This window comes from Polynucleobacter sp. JS-JIR-5-A7 (assembly GCF_018687935.1).
Lineage (GTDB): Bacteria > Pseudomonadota > Gammaproteobacteria > Burkholderiales > Burkholderiaceae > Polynucleobacter.
In genome coordinates this window covers 572,180-586,854 of sequence record NZ_CP061308.1, presented here as the reverse complement: position 1 = coordinate 586,854, position 14,675 = coordinate 572,180, and the positions used below count along the sequence as shown (strand labels likewise).

16 protein-coding genes and 1 tRNA gene are annotated in these 14,675 nt (G+C 44.1%); 5 read left to right on the top strand and 12 right to left on the bottom strand.

Annotation, left to right across the window (positions count from 1 at the left end):
• Positions 1 to 2: 2 nt before the first annotated feature.
• Genes AOC29_RS03090 through queG form a run of 3 tightly spaced genes read right to left on the bottom strand, consistent with a single transcriptional unit; the run spans position 3 to position 2,291 of the window.
• Positions 3 to 362, bottom strand: a complete 360-nt coding sequence (locus tag AOC29_RS03090; protein ID WP_215296582.1) for an AzlD domain-containing protein — start codon at positions 360 to 362, stop codon at positions 3 to 5.
• Entirely contained in the window at positions 362 to 1,147 is a 786-nt protein-coding gene (locus AOC29_RS03085; RefSeq protein WP_215296581.1) for an AzlC family ABC transporter permease, read from the bottom strand. The genes AOC29_RS03090 and AOC29_RS03085 overlap by 1 nt, the downstream gene beginning before the upstream one ends.
• Positions 1,148 to 1,190: 43 nt before the next feature.
• Entirely contained in the window at positions 1,191 to 2,291 is a 1,101-nt protein-coding gene (queG, locus tag AOC29_RS03080) for a tRNA epoxyqueuosine(34) reductase QueG (RefSeq protein WP_215296580.1), read from the bottom strand.
• Positions 2,292 to 2,333: 42 nt separating this feature from the next.
• Between queG and tsaE the strand changes: the two genes are divergently transcribed.
• From tsaE to AOC29_RS03065, 3 genes are all read left to right on the top strand, one after another.
• Positions 2,334 to 2,873 carry a tRNA (adenosine(37)-N6)-threonylcarbamoyltransferase complex ATPase subunit type 1 TsaE gene (tsaE, locus tag AOC29_RS03075; RefSeq protein WP_215296579.1) on the top strand — a complete coding sequence of 180 codons (540 nt, stop codon included), beginning with the start codon at positions 2,334 to 2,336 and terminating at the stop codon, positions 2,871 to 2,873.
• Positions 2,874 to 4,217 carry an N-acetylmuramoyl-L-alanine amidase gene (locus tag AOC29_RS03070; protein WP_215296578.1) on the top strand — a complete coding sequence of 448 codons (1,344 nt, stop codon included), beginning with the start codon at positions 2,874 to 2,876 and terminating at the stop codon, positions 4,215 to 4,217.
• 87 nt (positions 4,218 to 4,304) lie between these two features.
• Positions 4,305 to 4,380 (top strand) — tRNA-Lys (locus AOC29_RS03065).
• A 43-nt stretch (positions 4,381 to 4,423) separates the two neighbouring features.
• Here AOC29_RS03065 and AOC29_RS03060 read toward each other — a convergent pair.
• The 3 genes from AOC29_RS03060 to AOC29_RS03050 are packed head-to-tail and all read right to left on the bottom strand — an operon-like array spanning position 4,424 to position 7,291.
• Positions 4,424 to 5,143 (bottom strand): transporter substrate-binding domain-containing protein, encoded by a 720-nt coding sequence (locus tag AOC29_RS03060; RefSeq protein ID WP_215296577.1) that lies wholly within the window; start codon positions 5,141 to 5,143, stop codon positions 4,424 to 4,426.
• 12 nt (positions 5,144 to 5,155) lie between these two features.
• Positions 5,156 to 6,289 (bottom strand): mandelate racemase/muconate lactonizing enzyme family protein, encoded by a 1,134-nt coding sequence (locus tag AOC29_RS03055; RefSeq protein ID WP_215296576.1) that lies wholly within the window; start codon positions 6,287 to 6,289, stop codon positions 5,156 to 5,158.
• Between the two features lie 27 nt (positions 6,290 to 6,316).
• On the bottom strand, positions 6,317 to 7,291 hold the full coding sequence (locus tag AOC29_RS03050) for a tripartite tricarboxylate transporter substrate binding protein (RefSeq protein WP_215296575.1): 975 nt from the start codon (positions 7,289 to 7,291) through the stop codon (positions 6,317 to 6,319).
• A gap of 360 nt (positions 7,292 to 7,651) precedes the next feature.
• On the opposite strand from AOC29_RS03050, the gene AOC29_RS03045 reads away from it, so the two are divergent.
• Positions 7,652 to 8,269: a cysteine dioxygenase gene (locus AOC29_RS03045; RefSeq protein ID WP_215296574.1), complete on the top strand. Its 618-nt coding sequence runs from the start codon at positions 7,652 to 7,654 to the stop codon at positions 8,267 to 8,269.
• On the opposite strand, the gene AOC29_RS03040 is transcribed toward AOC29_RS03045, so the two are convergent.
• Entirely contained in the window at positions 8,266 to 9,366 is a 1,101-nt protein-coding gene (locus tag AOC29_RS03040; protein WP_215296573.1) for a Zn-dependent alcohol dehydrogenase, read from the bottom strand. The genes AOC29_RS03045 and AOC29_RS03040 overlap by 4 nt on opposite strands.
• On the bottom strand, positions 9,363 to 10,226 hold the full coding sequence (locus AOC29_RS03035; RefSeq protein WP_215296572.1) for a phytanoyl-CoA dioxygenase family protein: 864 nt from the start codon (positions 10,224 to 10,226) through the stop codon (positions 9,363 to 9,365). Before AOC29_RS03035 ends, AOC29_RS03040 begins: the two co-directional genes overlap by 4 nt.
• A gap of 79 nt (positions 10,227 to 10,305) precedes the next feature.
• On the opposite strand from AOC29_RS03035, the gene AOC29_RS03030 reads away from it, so the two are divergent.
• Positions 10,306 to 11,355, top strand: coding sequence for an alpha/beta fold hydrolase (locus AOC29_RS03030; RefSeq protein WP_251370055.1), 1,050 nt, complete (start codon positions 10,306 to 10,308; stop codon positions 11,353 to 11,355).
• Here AOC29_RS03030 and AOC29_RS03025 read toward each other — a convergent pair.
• Genes AOC29_RS03025 through AOC29_RS03010 form a run of 4 tightly spaced genes read right to left on the bottom strand, consistent with a single transcriptional unit; the run spans position 11,352 to position 14,662 of the window.
• Positions 11,352 to 12,059, bottom strand: a complete 708-nt coding sequence (locus tag AOC29_RS03025) for an ABC transporter ATP-binding protein (protein ID WP_215296570.1) — start codon at positions 12,057 to 12,059, stop codon at positions 11,352 to 11,354. The two genes, AOC29_RS03030 and AOC29_RS03025, sit on opposite strands and share 4 nt — an antisense overlap.
• Positions 12,052 to 12,816: an ABC transporter ATP-binding protein gene (locus tag AOC29_RS03020; RefSeq protein ID WP_215296569.1), complete on the bottom strand. Its 765-nt coding sequence runs from the start codon at positions 12,814 to 12,816 to the stop codon at positions 12,052 to 12,054. Before AOC29_RS03020 ends, AOC29_RS03025 begins: the two co-directional genes overlap by 8 nt.
• Positions 12,813 to 13,781 (bottom strand): branched-chain amino acid ABC transporter permease, encoded by a 969-nt coding sequence (locus AOC29_RS03015; RefSeq protein ID WP_215296568.1) that lies wholly within the window; start codon positions 13,779 to 13,781, stop codon positions 12,813 to 12,815. Before AOC29_RS03015 ends, AOC29_RS03020 begins: the two co-directional genes overlap by 4 nt.
• Positions 13,778 to 14,662, bottom strand: coding sequence for a branched-chain amino acid ABC transporter permease (locus AOC29_RS03010; protein WP_215296567.1), 885 nt, complete (start codon positions 14,660 to 14,662; stop codon positions 13,778 to 13,780). Before AOC29_RS03010 ends, AOC29_RS03015 begins: the two co-directional genes overlap by 4 nt.
• Positions 14,663 to 14,675: the final 13 nt, after the last annotated feature.

The following is a 14,675-nucleotide window of genomic DNA, read 5'->3' as shown; positions in this document are numbered from 1 at the left end:
GCTTAGCGAATCACGCCATACCCCACCATCAGCAAGGTTCCAGTCAATAAGGCTGGAACCAAACGCTTAGAAGGTTTAGAAACCATCACGCCAATCGCTAAGGCACAAATCAAAATCCGAATCCACAAAGGCACGGTAGCCATTAAACCCAAAGGCATGACGATCAGGCGAATCGTCAAGGCAGCAACCATGGTGTAGGTCACCGCCGCTAACCAACGAAAGATTTCGCTTTCTTGATTAATGCTTTGAGAAAGCATGACACCAATCGCTCTGCAGAAATAAGTACCAATACAGGCGCCTACTAGAGCAATCCACAAACCCCATCCCGAGAGCGCGTTTGTCATCGTATCCATTGGACTCATTACCCTACCACTCCGGCTTTCTTACGCAAGAACTTGCGATCAATAAAGTAAGCCAGAGTCCCACCTACAAGACCTGCTGTCAGTAAGCTGGTATCGCGATCAATTAGAAAGAAGATAGGGCCAAAAATACAACCCATGCAAAGAGCAATGCGATTAACCCAAGGCTTGACTTCAGTAAACGTTAATAAGAAGAAGAGTGGATTAATAAATACCAGCCCCAGCGTTACAGCAGGCGGCACCATGCCAGCCAAATAGAAACCCAAGATCGTTCCAGGAATCGAAATTAACCAACAGAGTAAACCAAGGCCTACAAAATAGGCCAAGCGGTGCTTGGTCTCTATCGCATGAAACTCACGCATCGAAATTGCCCATGCCGTCATGGCCAATAAATGAACGGAAGCATATAAGCTCCGATTGCGATCCTTCTGATGAAACTGCGGAAAGAGTGTCAACGTCATCGTGATGAAGCGGGTCGAGGTTAAAGTCACTGCCAAAGCAATTGCGATGACGGATGAACCAGTGATTGCCATTTCTAATAAGACCACCTGCCCTGGCAAGGCAAACATAAAAAATGTAGTAGAGGTCGTGATCCAAACATCAAAGCCATTGGTTTTGCCCATGGCTCCAAAACCCACCATGCCAGCAAAGAGCACCATGGCAGGCGCTCCAGCTGCATCACGCATCCCCACCCAGAATGCATCGCGAGGGCTTTTAAAGCGCTCCGCTGCCGAACCCTCTAATGCAATTTCGCTAGGATCAATATAAGGTTGGTCGGCTGATGACATAGGCTAATTGTAAGAGCTAGGCTCCATTATTGTCTAAGCTTGCCTAAGGAATGGGATTGAGAGCCCACTCAATATGTTCCGCAACGAGTGCATCTGCTGATGAGAGACCTTCACTCAAGGCTTTTTGAATGGCTTCCTTATCTGCATTAGCTACTACTGGATTGGCTAGGGCATTACCCATTGCGACCGCGAGATTACGGCGCCAGCGGCTATAACCAATGCGTCGAATCGCACTGCCTTCATGGCGCTCTTCAAACTCTGCTTCAGTCCATGACCACAAATGCAAAAGACTAGCCTGTCCCAAACCATGACGCTGTGCAAAGTCTGGCAACTGTGTGCGCTTAGCAAACTTATTCCATGGACAAATCAACTGACAATCATCGCAACCATAAACGCGATTACCCATTGCTCTGCGAAACTCCATTGGAATCGCCTGAGGGTTCTCAATGGTGAGATAGGAGATACAGCGGCGTGCATCTAATTGATATGGCGCAGTAATGGCTTGTGTTGGACAAACATCGATACACGACTGACAAGTGCCACAATGTTCGTCTTGTGCTTCATCGATTGGGAGTGGTACATCGACCAAGATCTCACCCAAGAAAAAGGTAGAGCCAGATTCACGATTGAGTAAGAGCGTATGTTTTCCACGCCAACCTAAACCTGCTTTACGAGCAAGCTCAACTTCCATTAAAGGGGCTGAATCCGTAAATACACGATATCCAAAAGTGCCAATTTTTTCTTCGATGGCGTTGGCAAATTCTTGCAAGCGATGACGCAAAACCTTGTGATAGTCGCGACCTCTGGCATACATTGAGACCACTGCTTGAGAGGGATCCTCTAAGCGTTGCCACTCTGTATCAAGATTGATATCGGGTGGCAGATAGTTCATGATGACGCAAATGACGCGTACAGTACCTGGCACTAATCGCTGTGGATCAGCACGCAGATCCGCATGGCGTTGCATGTATTCCATCTGGCCATGACGCCCATCTGCCAACCACTCCTGCAAACGCTTGCTTGCCAAGCCCAGGTGGGTATCAGTAATGCGCAAACCATCGAATCCCAACTCTATAGCCTTTTCTCCAAGCCAAGCACGTAACTTAGACTCGTCTAGAGCAGAGGAATGGGCAGATAAAGGCATATGAATAGAGAATGTAGCGCAATAATTGAATAAACTAGAACAATGGCTCAAACCCCAGAAACACCATTAGCAATAATCAAGCAACATTGTAGGCAGGAAGCAGATACCGCTAGCCTAGCCAGACAACTTGCCGTCAGCATTACTGGTTTTATGGAACAAAATCCACAGGGACACCTCAATATCTCCCTAGTTGGCAATTTAGGGGCAGGCAAGACCACCTTCGCACGATATTTGATCCAATCAATGGCTTATGCGGGCAAGGTCAAAAGTCCAACCTATACCTTGTGCGAGCCTTACACACTCAAAACCAATAGCGGTGAATTTACCGCGCATCATTTTGACCTCTACCGAATGCGTGATCCTCTGGAATGGCAAGAAGCTGGTTTTGGAGAATATTTTGACATTCCTGGCTTTTGTTTAATTGAGTGGCCAGAAAAAGCTGTAGGCACTCTACCACCATTCGATCTACAAATTGAATTACTCCCGGGCGTAGATGAGAATGAGAGATCAGTGACGATAACAGCACTCCTGAATGATGGCCACCATGTTCTGAATCATGTAATACAGAATTTAAGCAAGTAAATGGGTATTAAAAAAACTATTCGACAAACGAATCTTGCGCGAAGGCAGCATCTCAAAACTTCAGCCAAGTTCTTGAGCTTTGCACTGCTTTTTACAGAAGTGGAGATTGCTTGGGGCGCCAAGATATTGGGTGTACGTGTCTGGCCATCAGAGGACTACACCCGCATCACTCTGGAATCCGATACACCATTGCCTATTAGCCAGCAGATCCTCACCAATCCTGATCGCCTGGTAGTTGATGTGCAAGGCTTGGAGCTCAACCCCACTTTGAGAGATTTAGTAGCCAAGGTCAAGCCTAATGATCCTTATATTGCGCAAGTAAGAGTAGGTCAGTTTCAGCCAGGAGTAGTGCGCTTGGTATTCGACTTAAAAGAACCGATCAAACCTCAACTCTTCACATTAGACCCCGTCGGTGAATACAACTACCGCATGGTCTTTGATTTGTACCCTACCACTCCACCTGATCCCTTGATGGAGTTAGTAAAAAGCAGCGCTCGTAAAGAAAGTGCTCTAGCTAAATCAAATGAAGAAGTAGATTTTATTGCGCAGTTTGCTACTAAAAAGGAAGCGCCAAAGTCGCCAGTGGCACAAGCCATACCAGAGGCTAAAGAAGCTCCGGCAGCTGCTAAGTACAAACGCCTGATCACCATTGCCATTGATCCTGGTCATGGTGGCGAAGATCCGGGTGCAATCGGTTCATTAGGTTCTAGAGAAAAGCATGTAGCTCTCTCGATTGCAAAGCGACTCAAAGACAAGATAGAGGGTGAAGCCTATATGCGCCCTTTTTTAACTAGAGATGGTGATTATTTTGTACCTCTGCATGTGAGAGTACAAAAAGCCAGACGAGTTGAGGCGGATCTTTTTGTTTCTATTCATGCGGATGCATTTATTCAGCCACACGCCAAAGGTGCTTCCGTATTTGCACTTTCGCAAATGGGTGCTAGTAGCTCAATGGCACGCTGGATGGCCAATAAAGAAAATGCTTCAGACTTGATTGGTGGCATCAATATCAAGACCCAAGATCGACAGGTAGCTAATCTACTCCTAGATATGTCAACCACTGCTCAGATTAAAGACTCGCTGCAGGTTGGAAACTCTATTCTGAAGCAAATTAGTGGTTTTGCGCCCTTACATAAAGGAAAGGTAGAGCAAGCCAGCTTTGCTGTTTTAAAGGCACCAGACATCCCTTCTATCTTGGTAGAAACTGCCTTTATTAGTAATCCTCAAGAAGAAGTCAGACTGAATGATGATGGCTACCAGGACCGCATTGCTGAGGCTATTCTGAAGGGGATTAAGGATTATTTTTCCAAAAATCCACCAGTCGCCAGAAGAGCGAACTCATAAGCTACTTGTAACTACAAGGGCTTACGGGCAGACACCGCAGACCAAGGGATCGCCTACAAACTTCTTGCTATAATTTATGGCTTAACTGGGTCGGTAGCTCAGTCGGTAGAGCAGCGGACTTTTAATCCGTTGGTCGCGAGTTCGAATCTCGCCCGACCCACCAAGCATTACTATGCCTCGCTCTGCGGGGCTTTTTCATTTTCCACTTAGGCAGCGACTGATAAGCCGTTGACCTTATGCTTTTTAATGAAAGAGGCAATTAAGCCGGATTGTTTAGCATCTTGCACAAATCTAGATAAGAACTCAATCGACTGAAGATTTTCTTTGGCCGTTGCTACACCTTGTTGCACGGCCATGAATTGCCCATCCAATACTGCAGATCCAGGCAATCTTTTGGAATCCTTAATTAAACCCGTCTTAAGCCCTGCCAGCGCATCAAGCTTTTCATTAAAAAATAAATCTACACTTGCCTCTAGGGTATCGGCATGAACTAAGGATGCATTTTTAATATTACGAACGAGCCACAGGTCATAGGCGCTCTTCTTAAATGAGGCGATGCGGACCCCAGGTGTATCAACGTCCTCAATTGCATTAAGTGGCGAGTTGGGCGGAACCAAATAAGTGGCCTCAATCTCAACATAAGCTGGTGCGAAAGTAATCTTTTGTGCGCGATCAGGATCAGATCCTACTAAACCAATCCCACAAATTCCTTTTGCTACTGCTTCGACTAACTCACCTTGAGTATCAAAAGGTATCAATTGAATTTTCACATTCAATGATTTAGCAATTGCATACGCTAAGTCAGGTGAAACGCCTTCTGGATTTCCCTGATTATCTTTACTGGTCACAAGTAAAAAATTACCCAAATAAATACCCGCTTTTAAGGCTCCATTGGGGGCAAGCTGGTTAATGACTTCGTTATTCATGTGGCCTATCAATCAGATAATTCGCTCACTAAATTTTTTCATTGCAGCCTCAGATAGGGTCAAACCCAATCCAGGCTGCTCTTTTAATTGCATCACGCCATTTTTAATCACTGGCGGCTCTTCAAATAACTCTGCCTGTAATGGATCACGCTCCGGATCAGTAAAGGCTTCAACGATGCAGCCTGCTGGACTGCCCGCAACAATATGTGCATGTATGAAGCAATCATGATGTGGTGCAACTTGAACATGATTTAACTCGCACAGACCAGCCATTTTGCGTCCTTCAGTAAAGCCTCCAAACATGGTGCAATCAAATTGTAGTATCTGAATTGCTTGCTCTTCAATCATCGCACGGCAACCATAGCTAGTGACTTCACTCTCCCCACCAGACAGGGGAATACGTGTTTTATTGGATAGGAGTTTCAGAGCCCTACGATCATCTTCCCATCTCACTGGCTCTTCTAGCCATCGAGGGTTTAGAGGCTCCAGTAATTGGGCGCCTTTAATTGCAGTCTCTAAATCCCAGGCGCGATTTACGTCAATCATGAGGTCTTTTTTATCTCCAATGACCTCTCTAATGAGCGCCATACGCTCAATGTCTCTTTCTAGCGGCAAGCCACCAACCTTTGCCTTAAACCCAGTATGGCCCTGCTCAACTAGTTTTTGTATCTCATCGCGTAGCTCAGCATCATCTTTTCCATCGCGATAATAACCACAGGTGACATAGGCGGGTACTTCACTACGAAAGCCGCCAAAAATTCTATACAAAGGCAAACCCGCAGTCTTGCCAACAATATCCCAAAGTGCAATATCAATTGCTGAGGAAATTCTGATGACCGCCTCCCTAGACCAGCCCTTTTCACTTGCCATTCTGCTTGTAGTTAAAGAAAATAATTTTTTGTAAACACGCTCGGGCGCTAAGGGATCTTCGCCAATAATTAAATCTCCAATACCAGACTTAAATGCTTTGACGGCAAAATCAATGGGGGTATAGCTTGTAGCCAACCCAAAGCCATCAATACCCTCATCCGTATAAATACGCACTAGGATTTCATTGGCAGTTGGAACGATAAAGTGACTTACCCAATGCGGTCTACCTGATTGAGGGGCTTTAAGAGTGAAGACTTCAAGACGTGTAATTTTCATAATCAAATTTTTAATTAAAGAGAAGCATTATTCATCAATAGAAGCGCCAGATTCGGCGATAATTTTTTTCCAGCGCACAGATTCTGCGGCTATCATTTTGGTAAATTCTGCAGGTGATGCGGTCGGTGCAATGTCCAGACCTTTCTCAGTCATATTGTCACGAAAATCTTTACTATTGAGCGCCTTTTGAATGTCGCTATGCAACTTAGTAATAACATCTTTAGGCGTTCCAGCTGGAGCCAAAATTCCAACCCACATATCAGGATTGAACCCCGGCACAGTATCAGCAATAGGAGGAATTTCTGGAGCTAGTGGAGATCTTGTTACAGAAGTAATTCCAAGAGCGCGTAATCTGCCATCCTTAATCAGGGGTAATGCCAGCGGCAGACTTGAAAAATTCATTGGTACTTGGCCCGATACTGTATCCATTGCTGAGGCAGCCGCCCCCTTGTAAGGGACATGAACAATATTTGTCTTGGTGAGGTACTTAAACAAGTCAAACAATAAATGGTTAGGCGTGCCATTTCCAGCTGACCCATAAAAAAGCTCACCAGGTCTGGCCTGAGCATAGGTAATTAACTCTTTAACTGTTTTGGGTGGGAACAATGGATTGGTAACCAGAACATATGGGGCCCTTACTATGGGCGCTACCGGCTCAAAATCTTTTTGTGCATCAAATCCAGTATTTTTATAAAGATATGGATTAATAACGATGGTATTTCCTAAAGCAAGCAAAAGTGTGTAGCCGTCTTTAGGTGCCTTAGCAACATATTGGGCTGCAATATTTCCGCCGGCGCCAGGTCGGTTGTCAACAATGAAGGGAACCTTAAGCATATCGGTCAATTTCTGCGCAATTGCCCTCCCAGTGATATCGTTAGCTCCGCCTGGAGCCTGGGTCAAAATGAAGGTAACTTGTTTGTTAGGGTAACTACTTGCTGATTGAGCGTAAACGTTAAAACTCAATAACAATGAGGTTGAGACACACAATAATAGTCGTAACATGTAGGCTCCAGTATCTAAATGATTGCTCTAGATTATGAGCCATAAATCGAAAATTTCAATCTTTACAAGTCAACATCGGGCTCAGGATAGTTTTGTCGGTTTACCCAACAAAACAGTGTTGATACGACCCAAAATCCACCTCACCCCAATCGACATCACAGAATCTACTGCTTATCTCACGCCACTTTCTGGGTAGTTTTAGACCAATGTCTAAATTACTGTTTTAGAGAAATTTCACGTTTTTTAATTCGTTGGTTACGAGTAAGCGCCTATCTCACCCGATCGTTAAGAAAAACATTATTATCATTACTAAAATTTTAGATAGTTTGATACTCTTTAATACATGTGGAGACTTAGGATATGAGTAATCAATTGGATACCATTGCACCCTTACGAGAATTCGTCGTTAGCATGACGAATTTGGTTTCTCATGAGCATGAGGAGCAAAAGCTGATTAACCAGGGTTCTGAATTGCTCAAATTATTGATTCAAACTGATGCTTGGCTTCCAGAATTTTGTACTGTTCCCCACCCTGATTTTTATCAGCAGTATTTACTACACGCGGACCCATTGGGAAGATTTTCTGTAGTGAGTTTTGTATGGGGTCCGGGTCAAAAGACACCAATACATGATCACTGCATCTGGGGTCTGATTGGCATGCTTAGAGGAATGGAAAAAGGTCAGCGCTACAAGCAATTACCATCAGGTGAATTAGTGATTGATGGTGCTGAAACTCTTTTGCACCAAGGCGATATTGAGGCGGTTAGCCCTGCTATTGGCGATATTCATGTAGTGAGTAATGCTGTTGCTGATAAAACATCGATCAGCATTCATGTATATGGCGCTAATATTGGTGCAGTCAAACGTCACACCTATGATCCTGCCACCGGCAGTCCTAAGAATTTCGTTTCTGGCTACTCCTCAAAGCAAGTTCCCAATCTATGGGATCGCTCTGCTGAAATTCGAGCAAGCCTTTAATCTAATAAGATCACTGAGCGGATTTCTTTGCCTTGCTTTAGACGAGCGAGCCCCTCATTCACATCTGCCAAACCTATTCTGCTGGTAATGTACTGATCGAGCAGTAATTTTCCTGAGAAATAGGCTTCCGCCAAAAAAGGGAAATCAATTTCTGGTCTAGTACCGCCATAACTAGAGCGATGAATGCGCTTTTCACCCATGAGGGAGCCCCAACGAAATGAGACTTTTTGATTGACCGGTACTTTGCCCAACCAAACTGTTTTCCCACCTGGCCTGACGATCTCTACACTTAGCTGAAATGCTGCTTCATTACCTGCAGATTCGACAACACAGTCAAATCCAATTTGATGGGTCATCTGCATACAAGCTTGAATTACGTTTTCATCGGCAAGTAAGATATCAGTAGCGCCAAACTGTTTGGCTATTTGTAGCTTTACCGGATCCCGATCAATCGCCAAGATCTTTCCGGCATTTGCCAGCTTAGCCCCTTGGATTGCAGATAGTCCAACTGCTCCACATCCAATGACTGCCACGGTTCCACCTTGCTCTAGCTCGGCAATGTTAAGAACAGCTCCAACCCCAGTCATGACCCCGCAGCCAATCAAGCAAGCAACCTCAAAAGGCAATTCTTTGGGCACTTTCACTGCACACTCTTCGGTCACTACAACAACCTCAGAAAAACTCCCTGCATACATCAACTGATGAACGGGCTTATCCTTTGCGTAAATTCTAGGTGCGCCATCAAAATGAAATGACTTAGTAGCGTTGGCGCGATACTGACTACAAATGATTCTTTGTTTACGTTGGCAAAAGTAACAAGTGCCACAATAAGGGTTCCAAGAGATAACAACATGATCCCCTGGTTTGAGATGCGCAACGTCTTTGCCTATGGATTCAACAATACCAGCAGCTTCATGACCAGGAATAAATGGAACCGGCGTTCCCAGGGCACCCTCTACCGCTTCAAGATCCGTGTGACACAGGCTAGTGGCCTTAATTCTGACAACCACATCTTTAGCCAATAGACCCTTTAGAGACAAAGTCTCAATTTGCAAGGGGCGGCCAAGCTCTCTGAGTACCGCTCCGGAAAAATTCATGCAGAGCGCACCCTTGGATCAGCTAATGAGGCGTCGTAACTCTCAACCTTAGTACCCTTATAAAGAATCTTTGCACTTTTCTCTGTGATCTCTTGATGCAGCTTCACAAAATCAGGCTCCATCTCTTGACTAGGTCTGGGTTCATGAGCAAAGGTTTTAAATGTATCCTCACCTCTTACTAGCGTTGCGGAATCATCGCCCTCAATTTGTTTTACATGGGTTGGGATGTAACGAATTGCAAACCCAATCCGTCTTGAATTTGAATTGTTAGGAGGTGATCCATGAATGATACGTACATGATGTAAAGACATCTCACCAGGCTCTAGTTCTAAAGTCACACCCTTACTCTCATCAACCTCAACAGCAACTTCTTGCCCGCGGGTGAGTAGATTATTTTTAGAGTAAGTATCTCGATGTGGGATTTGCTCCATCGCATGGGTACCCGGAATCACCGCCATAGCCCCATTACTTGTATTACTAGAAGATAAGGCAATCCATGCAGTCACAACATCAGGTGATGACAAGCCCCAGTATGTAGAATCCTGATGCCACGATACAAATCCAGGATCATGCGCTTCTTTAATAAAGAAATTACTTGTCCAACACAAAATATTGTTACCGTACAAATCTTCGATTGCATCCACAATTTTGGTATCTCGGACTAAATCATTTAACCAAGGAAATAATAAGTGCGTTTTATGTCTTTGAGAACCATGCAAAGGAGACCCTTGGCGCCGTTCAAAATCTTCTAATAGATCTCGAATAGCCTGCGTCTGCTGAGCATTCATTACCCTAAGTTTGGAAACATAGCCCAAATCCTTAAATTGCTGGACCTGAGCTTCCGTTAAAAACTTAGGCATTTTTGTCTCGCTTTCATTCGATTGATCAACTAATATATAAGTTGTACATTACAGAAAACTTTATTGAAGGATGCTCGCCGTGTCAATAGATATAAGCTCTCTAAATACTCATCCAGCCCTACAAGGCGATTGGATTGATGCGCCGCATCATTTATTGAGCATCGGGGACCTTTCTCTCGAATTGGGTGAGCAAATCAAAAATTGCCTAGTCAGCTATGTAGTTCATGGTGAACTTGGTGATCATTCAAAGCCACTAGTCATTTTCTTATGCGCCATTGGCAGCATTCATCATCGTCTTGATTTTTTAATCAATCAATCTCACACACTGGATATCAAAAATACTCGCATCATTGCGATTGATGCACTTGGGAATGGTTTCAGCAGCTCTCCATCCAATTCAAAAGAACAGCCTTACTTTCAGTTTCCTAAATTTACAATTCGAGATATGGTTGAAAGCCAGAAGAAGTTGCTTGATCAACTGGGTATTACTCATGTCAATGCGATCATTGGGGCCTCTATGGGTGGCATGCAAGCCCTGCAATGGGCTGTCTCCTACCCAGACTTCATGGACTACATCATTGCACTGACACCCATGTCTAAAACGACTGCATGGGCATCATCAATGACCAGGGCAGCTCGCGAGTGTCTAGCCTCCCATATCGAGATGAATGGCTCGTATGACCCTGATAAAGCTTGGTTAGCATGGTTGCCAATAATGCAGATGCTGGCAATGCGTACACCCAATCAGTGTGATGAACAATTTATAGATGTTACCCAAATACAAGACTGGTATGAACAAAGGCTGCAATGGTGGAAGGGGATGAATTTCCACCCCCTAGACTGGATTTACCAATCAATCGCATACGATGCACATGATGTGAGTCAGACAGCTTCGTTTAATGGTGACTTAGCAAAAGCTCTTAGATCCATTAGAGCTAAATGCCTCATCAGCGTTCCCAGTCTTGACCTATTTAATCCAATTGAACAGGCTATTCATTCAGCAAGTTTGATTCCCAATTGTTTATTGGTGAAACTAGATACAAACTGGGGGCATATGGCTACTAGCGCTCTTGATGCCTCGTCTACTGAAGCCATTTCAAAGGCGATTGATAGTTTGACTGGACTCTAATTCTTAGCGGCGATAGATAGTTGGGATTGAGCAACCCGCTTAGCTTCTTCAACTGAGCCAGAAAAAATAATCTCTCCACGCTCAATGATATAAACCCGATCTGCATAGTCTGGAATATGGAAGGCATTTGACTCTGCCATCAAAATAGCTCTGCCGAGACCTCGTATCGAAGATAAGCCATCACTAATCACCGGAATAATAGCTGGAGAAAGTCCTTCAAATGGTTCATCTAAGATCAGCATCTCAGGATCTAAGGCAAGTGCTCTAGCAATCGAGAGCATTTTGCGCTCACCACCAGATAAATGGTGACCGCCCCTATCTCGATAGCGCTCTAACTTAGGAAAGATTTTGTAAGCTAACGCAATGCGCTCATCTTTGGATAGTTTGGTTTGAATGGTCCAAGTCGGCATCTCAATATTTTCAGCCACAGTTAGATCACCAAACACTTCACTCTCTTCTGGGGAGAACCCAATACCTGCTCTAGCAATATCGAAAGTCTTCATACCAACTAAAGACTTGCCTTTCCACAGAATATCGCCACCCTTAGGTTTCAAATACCCCATGAGACTTTTTAAAGTCGTTGTTTTGCCAGCGCCATTTCTACCAACAAGACATACCAACTCACCAGGGTTCACATCGATATTAATGTTGCGCAATATCGGGCTATTCTGAATATCAACTGCCAAAGATTTAATCTCAAGCATGAGAAACCCGCTTTCCAATAATCTGCGCTTCTAGTTCAGCATTGGCAAAGAACTCTTTTGGCGGTAAATCAGCCAATAACTGCCCTTCAGCCAACGCAACAATGCGCGTTGAATACTCAGCCACTAATTCCATATCGTGCTCAACTAGCAAGATAGTCTTGATGCCTGAGATCTTTGCAGCCTCCATCAAGGTATCCATAATGCCGCGCTTATCTGCGGTAGAGATGCCGCTAGTAGGCTCATCGAGCAAGATTACCTTAGGATCTAGTGCAAATGCACTAGCAATATCGAGAAGCTTCTTTTCGCCTTGAGAAAGATATGAAGCTTGCCAGGACATTTTTTTATCGAGATTAAATATTTTGGCAACCTCATAAGCCTTATCTATTAAACGTTTTTGTGCAGATGCACTAGACCAGAAATTATATTGAGAGCCAGTTTGCGAAATGACTGCAGAAATAATCGTTTCTTGTACTGTCATTAGCGGAAAAATTTGTACCAGCTGAAAAGCTCTGGCCATTCCGTACTGAGAAAGCTTAACGGGACCCACTCCTGCAATAGACTTACCATAAAAATCGACATCACCATCAGTAGGCTTTAATAAACCAGTAAGCACATTAACAAAAGTAGTCTTACCAGCACCATTTGGTCCAACGATAGAGATCGTCTCTCCCTCGAAGAATTTCAAGCTCACATTTTTTAAAGCTTGATAGACACCATAGTTTTTAGAAACATTTTTGGCCTCAAGTATTGGGGTCATTGTGCTTTCTCCTGAGAAACCATTCTTTTTCTAGCTTGTAATAAGCCCATAATTCCATTAGGTAATAACAAGACCAGTAAGACTAAGACTACGCCCAACGCAAAGCGCCAATATTGTGTTAAGCCAACGAGCTGATCTTTGAGGCCAATAAAAGCAAAGGCGCCTACGATTGGGCCAAAGAAATTATTAAAGCCACCCAAGATCGTCATGAATACAATATTTCCTGAATGCGTCCAGTAGGCAAGCTCTGGATCAGCAAGACCCACAGGCACAACTAATAGAGCTCCACCAATGGCGCCATAGACTGCAGAAATAACAAATGCTATCAAACGAAAGCGATGCACCTGGATACCGAGATACTCAGCTTTTCTAGGATTGTCACGAATGGCACGAAAGTGCATGCCCATAGGAGAATGCACAATTCGCCACATCAGCGCTCCCAGTAGAATCAAAATAATGATGGAGTAATAGAAAAATGGTCCAACTAAAAAGCTCGTTTTATCCATGCTACTCAAGTCTTGACCAAATAAGAATGGTCTTACTACCTGAATACCAGAATCTCCGCCCGATAAATCATAAAACTTAAACAAGATGGAATGAAACAGCATTCCAAATGCAAGGGTTAACATACCAAAGAAAATGCGTACATATCGAACGCAGATCAGGCCGACCGGTACAGCAACCACAACACTTGCAGCAATAGCACATAAAAATATGATTTCCATATTTTTAATACCTAATCGACTTGTCAGAATAGCTACTGTATAGGCTCCAACCGCCACAAACAATGCATGGCCAAATGAAAGCAGCCCCGTATAGCCAAATAGAAGATTGAACCCGAGCAAAATAATGCTATAGGCAATTGCTGGTAGCAATAAAGTCGTGTGATAAGGACTCAGGAAGAATGGAGCAGCACATAAGATGGCCAAGCAAACCAGTAGGGTTAGTTTGGTACGCAGATTCATGACTCCACCGCCTTACCAAATAATCCAGCCGGCTTGAAGATTAAGATTGCAATCACAATCAAATAAATTAAGAGAAGATCTATCTCTGCGTAGATTGAAACGGCAAAGGCTCGCATAATACCAACAATCAGCGCTCCAACTAATGCGCCACGCATACTACCGAGACCACCAATCACCACTACCGCAAAAGCCTCAACAACCACCTCGGAAATCATTTCCAAAGATGCCGCAGCAGTTGGAACAACTAAGGCTCCGCCAATCGTTCCCAAAATGGTTCCCATAGTAAAAATTGCTACATTAATCCATACCACATTGACACCCATCGCCTCACTCATGCGACGGTTTTCTGCAGTAGCTCTAACAATCCGTCCAAAATCTGTCTTTTGCAGCATCCAACCCAAACCAAGCGCCAAGATAATGCTCGCACCAATCACCAAAATCTTATAAGTTGGGATCGAAGTGGATGCGAAATTGAGTTGACCATAGGTCATCGATAAATTACCTAGAGTCATTGGGGTTGCACCCCAGATCATTCTGATCAGATCCTCTAAGAGCAACATAATGGCAAAGGTAAGCAAAAGCTGAAAGCCCTCTTCGCGGTCATACACCAAGCGTAATAAGCGCTCAATGATCGGGCCGACCAGACCCATCAGTAGTCCTGCAACAATGAGTACCAAAATCAAGCTATAGGCAGGTATGCCAAATTTAATAGCTAATGAAACGAGGGTAATTCCGAAATAAGCACCTAGGGCATAGAAAGCACCGCAAGCTAAATTCACAATTTTTTGAACGCCAAAGACAAGCTGCAAACCGCCAGCTAGTAAAAATAAAACTGCAGCATGAAAAAGCCCGCTAAGAATAATGTCAATAAATGCTGTCATTTTTCACATTCAA

Coding starts and splice junctions, on each gene's coding strand:
- AOC29_RS03055 (WP_215296576.1), bottom strand. CDS start 6,289: ATGAAAATTACACGTCTTGAAGTCTTCACTCTTAAAGCCCCTCAATCA.
- AOC29_RS03085 (WP_215296581.1), bottom strand. CDS start 1,147: ATGTCATCAGCCGACCAACCTTATATTGATCCTAGCGAAATTGCATTA.
- tsaE (WP_215296579.1), top strand. CDS start 2,334: ATGGCTCAAACCCCAGAAACACCATTAGCAATAATCAAGCAACATTGT.
- AOC29_RS03035 (WP_215296572.1), bottom strand. CDS start 10,226: ATGCCTAAGTTTTTAACGGAAGCTCAGGTCCAGCAATTTAAGGATTTG.
- AOC29_RS03015 (WP_215296568.1), bottom strand. CDS start 13,781: ATGAATCTGCGTACCAAACTAACCCTACTGGTTTGCTTGGCCATCTTA.
- AOC29_RS03070 (WP_215296578.1), top strand. CDS start 2,874: ATGGGTATTAAAAAAACTATTCGACAAACGAATCTTGCGCGAAGGCAG.
- AOC29_RS03020 (WP_215296569.1), bottom strand. CDS start 12,816: ATGACCCCAATACTTGAGGCCAAAAATGTTTCTAAAAACTATGGTGTC.
- AOC29_RS03040 (WP_215296573.1), bottom strand. CDS start 9,366: ATGAATTTTTCCGGAGCGGTACTCAGAGAGCTTGGCCGCCCCTTGCAA.
- AOC29_RS03010 (WP_215296567.1), bottom strand. CDS start 14,662: ATGACAGCATTTATTGACATTATTCTTAGCGGGCTTTTTCATGCTGCA.
- AOC29_RS03045 (WP_215296574.1), top strand. CDS start 7,652: ATGAGTAATCAATTGGATACCATTGCACCCTTACGAGAATTCGTCGTT.
- queG (WP_215296580.1), bottom strand. CDS start 2,291: ATGCCTTTATCTGCCCATTCCTCTGCTCTAGACGAGTCTAAGTTACGT.
- AOC29_RS03025 (WP_215296570.1), bottom strand. CDS start 12,059: ATGCTTGAGATTAAATCTTTGGCAGTTGATATTCAGAATAGCCCGATA.
- AOC29_RS03050 (WP_215296575.1), bottom strand. CDS start 7,291: ATGTTACGACTATTATTGTGTGTCTCAACCTCATTGTTATTGAGTTTT.
- AOC29_RS03090 (WP_215296582.1), bottom strand. CDS start 362: ATGAGTCCAATGGATACGATGACAAACGCGCTCTCGGGATGGGGTTTG.
- AOC29_RS03060 (WP_215296577.1), bottom strand. CDS start 5,143: ATGAATAACGAAGTCATTAACCAGCTTGCCCCCAATGGAGCCTTAAAA.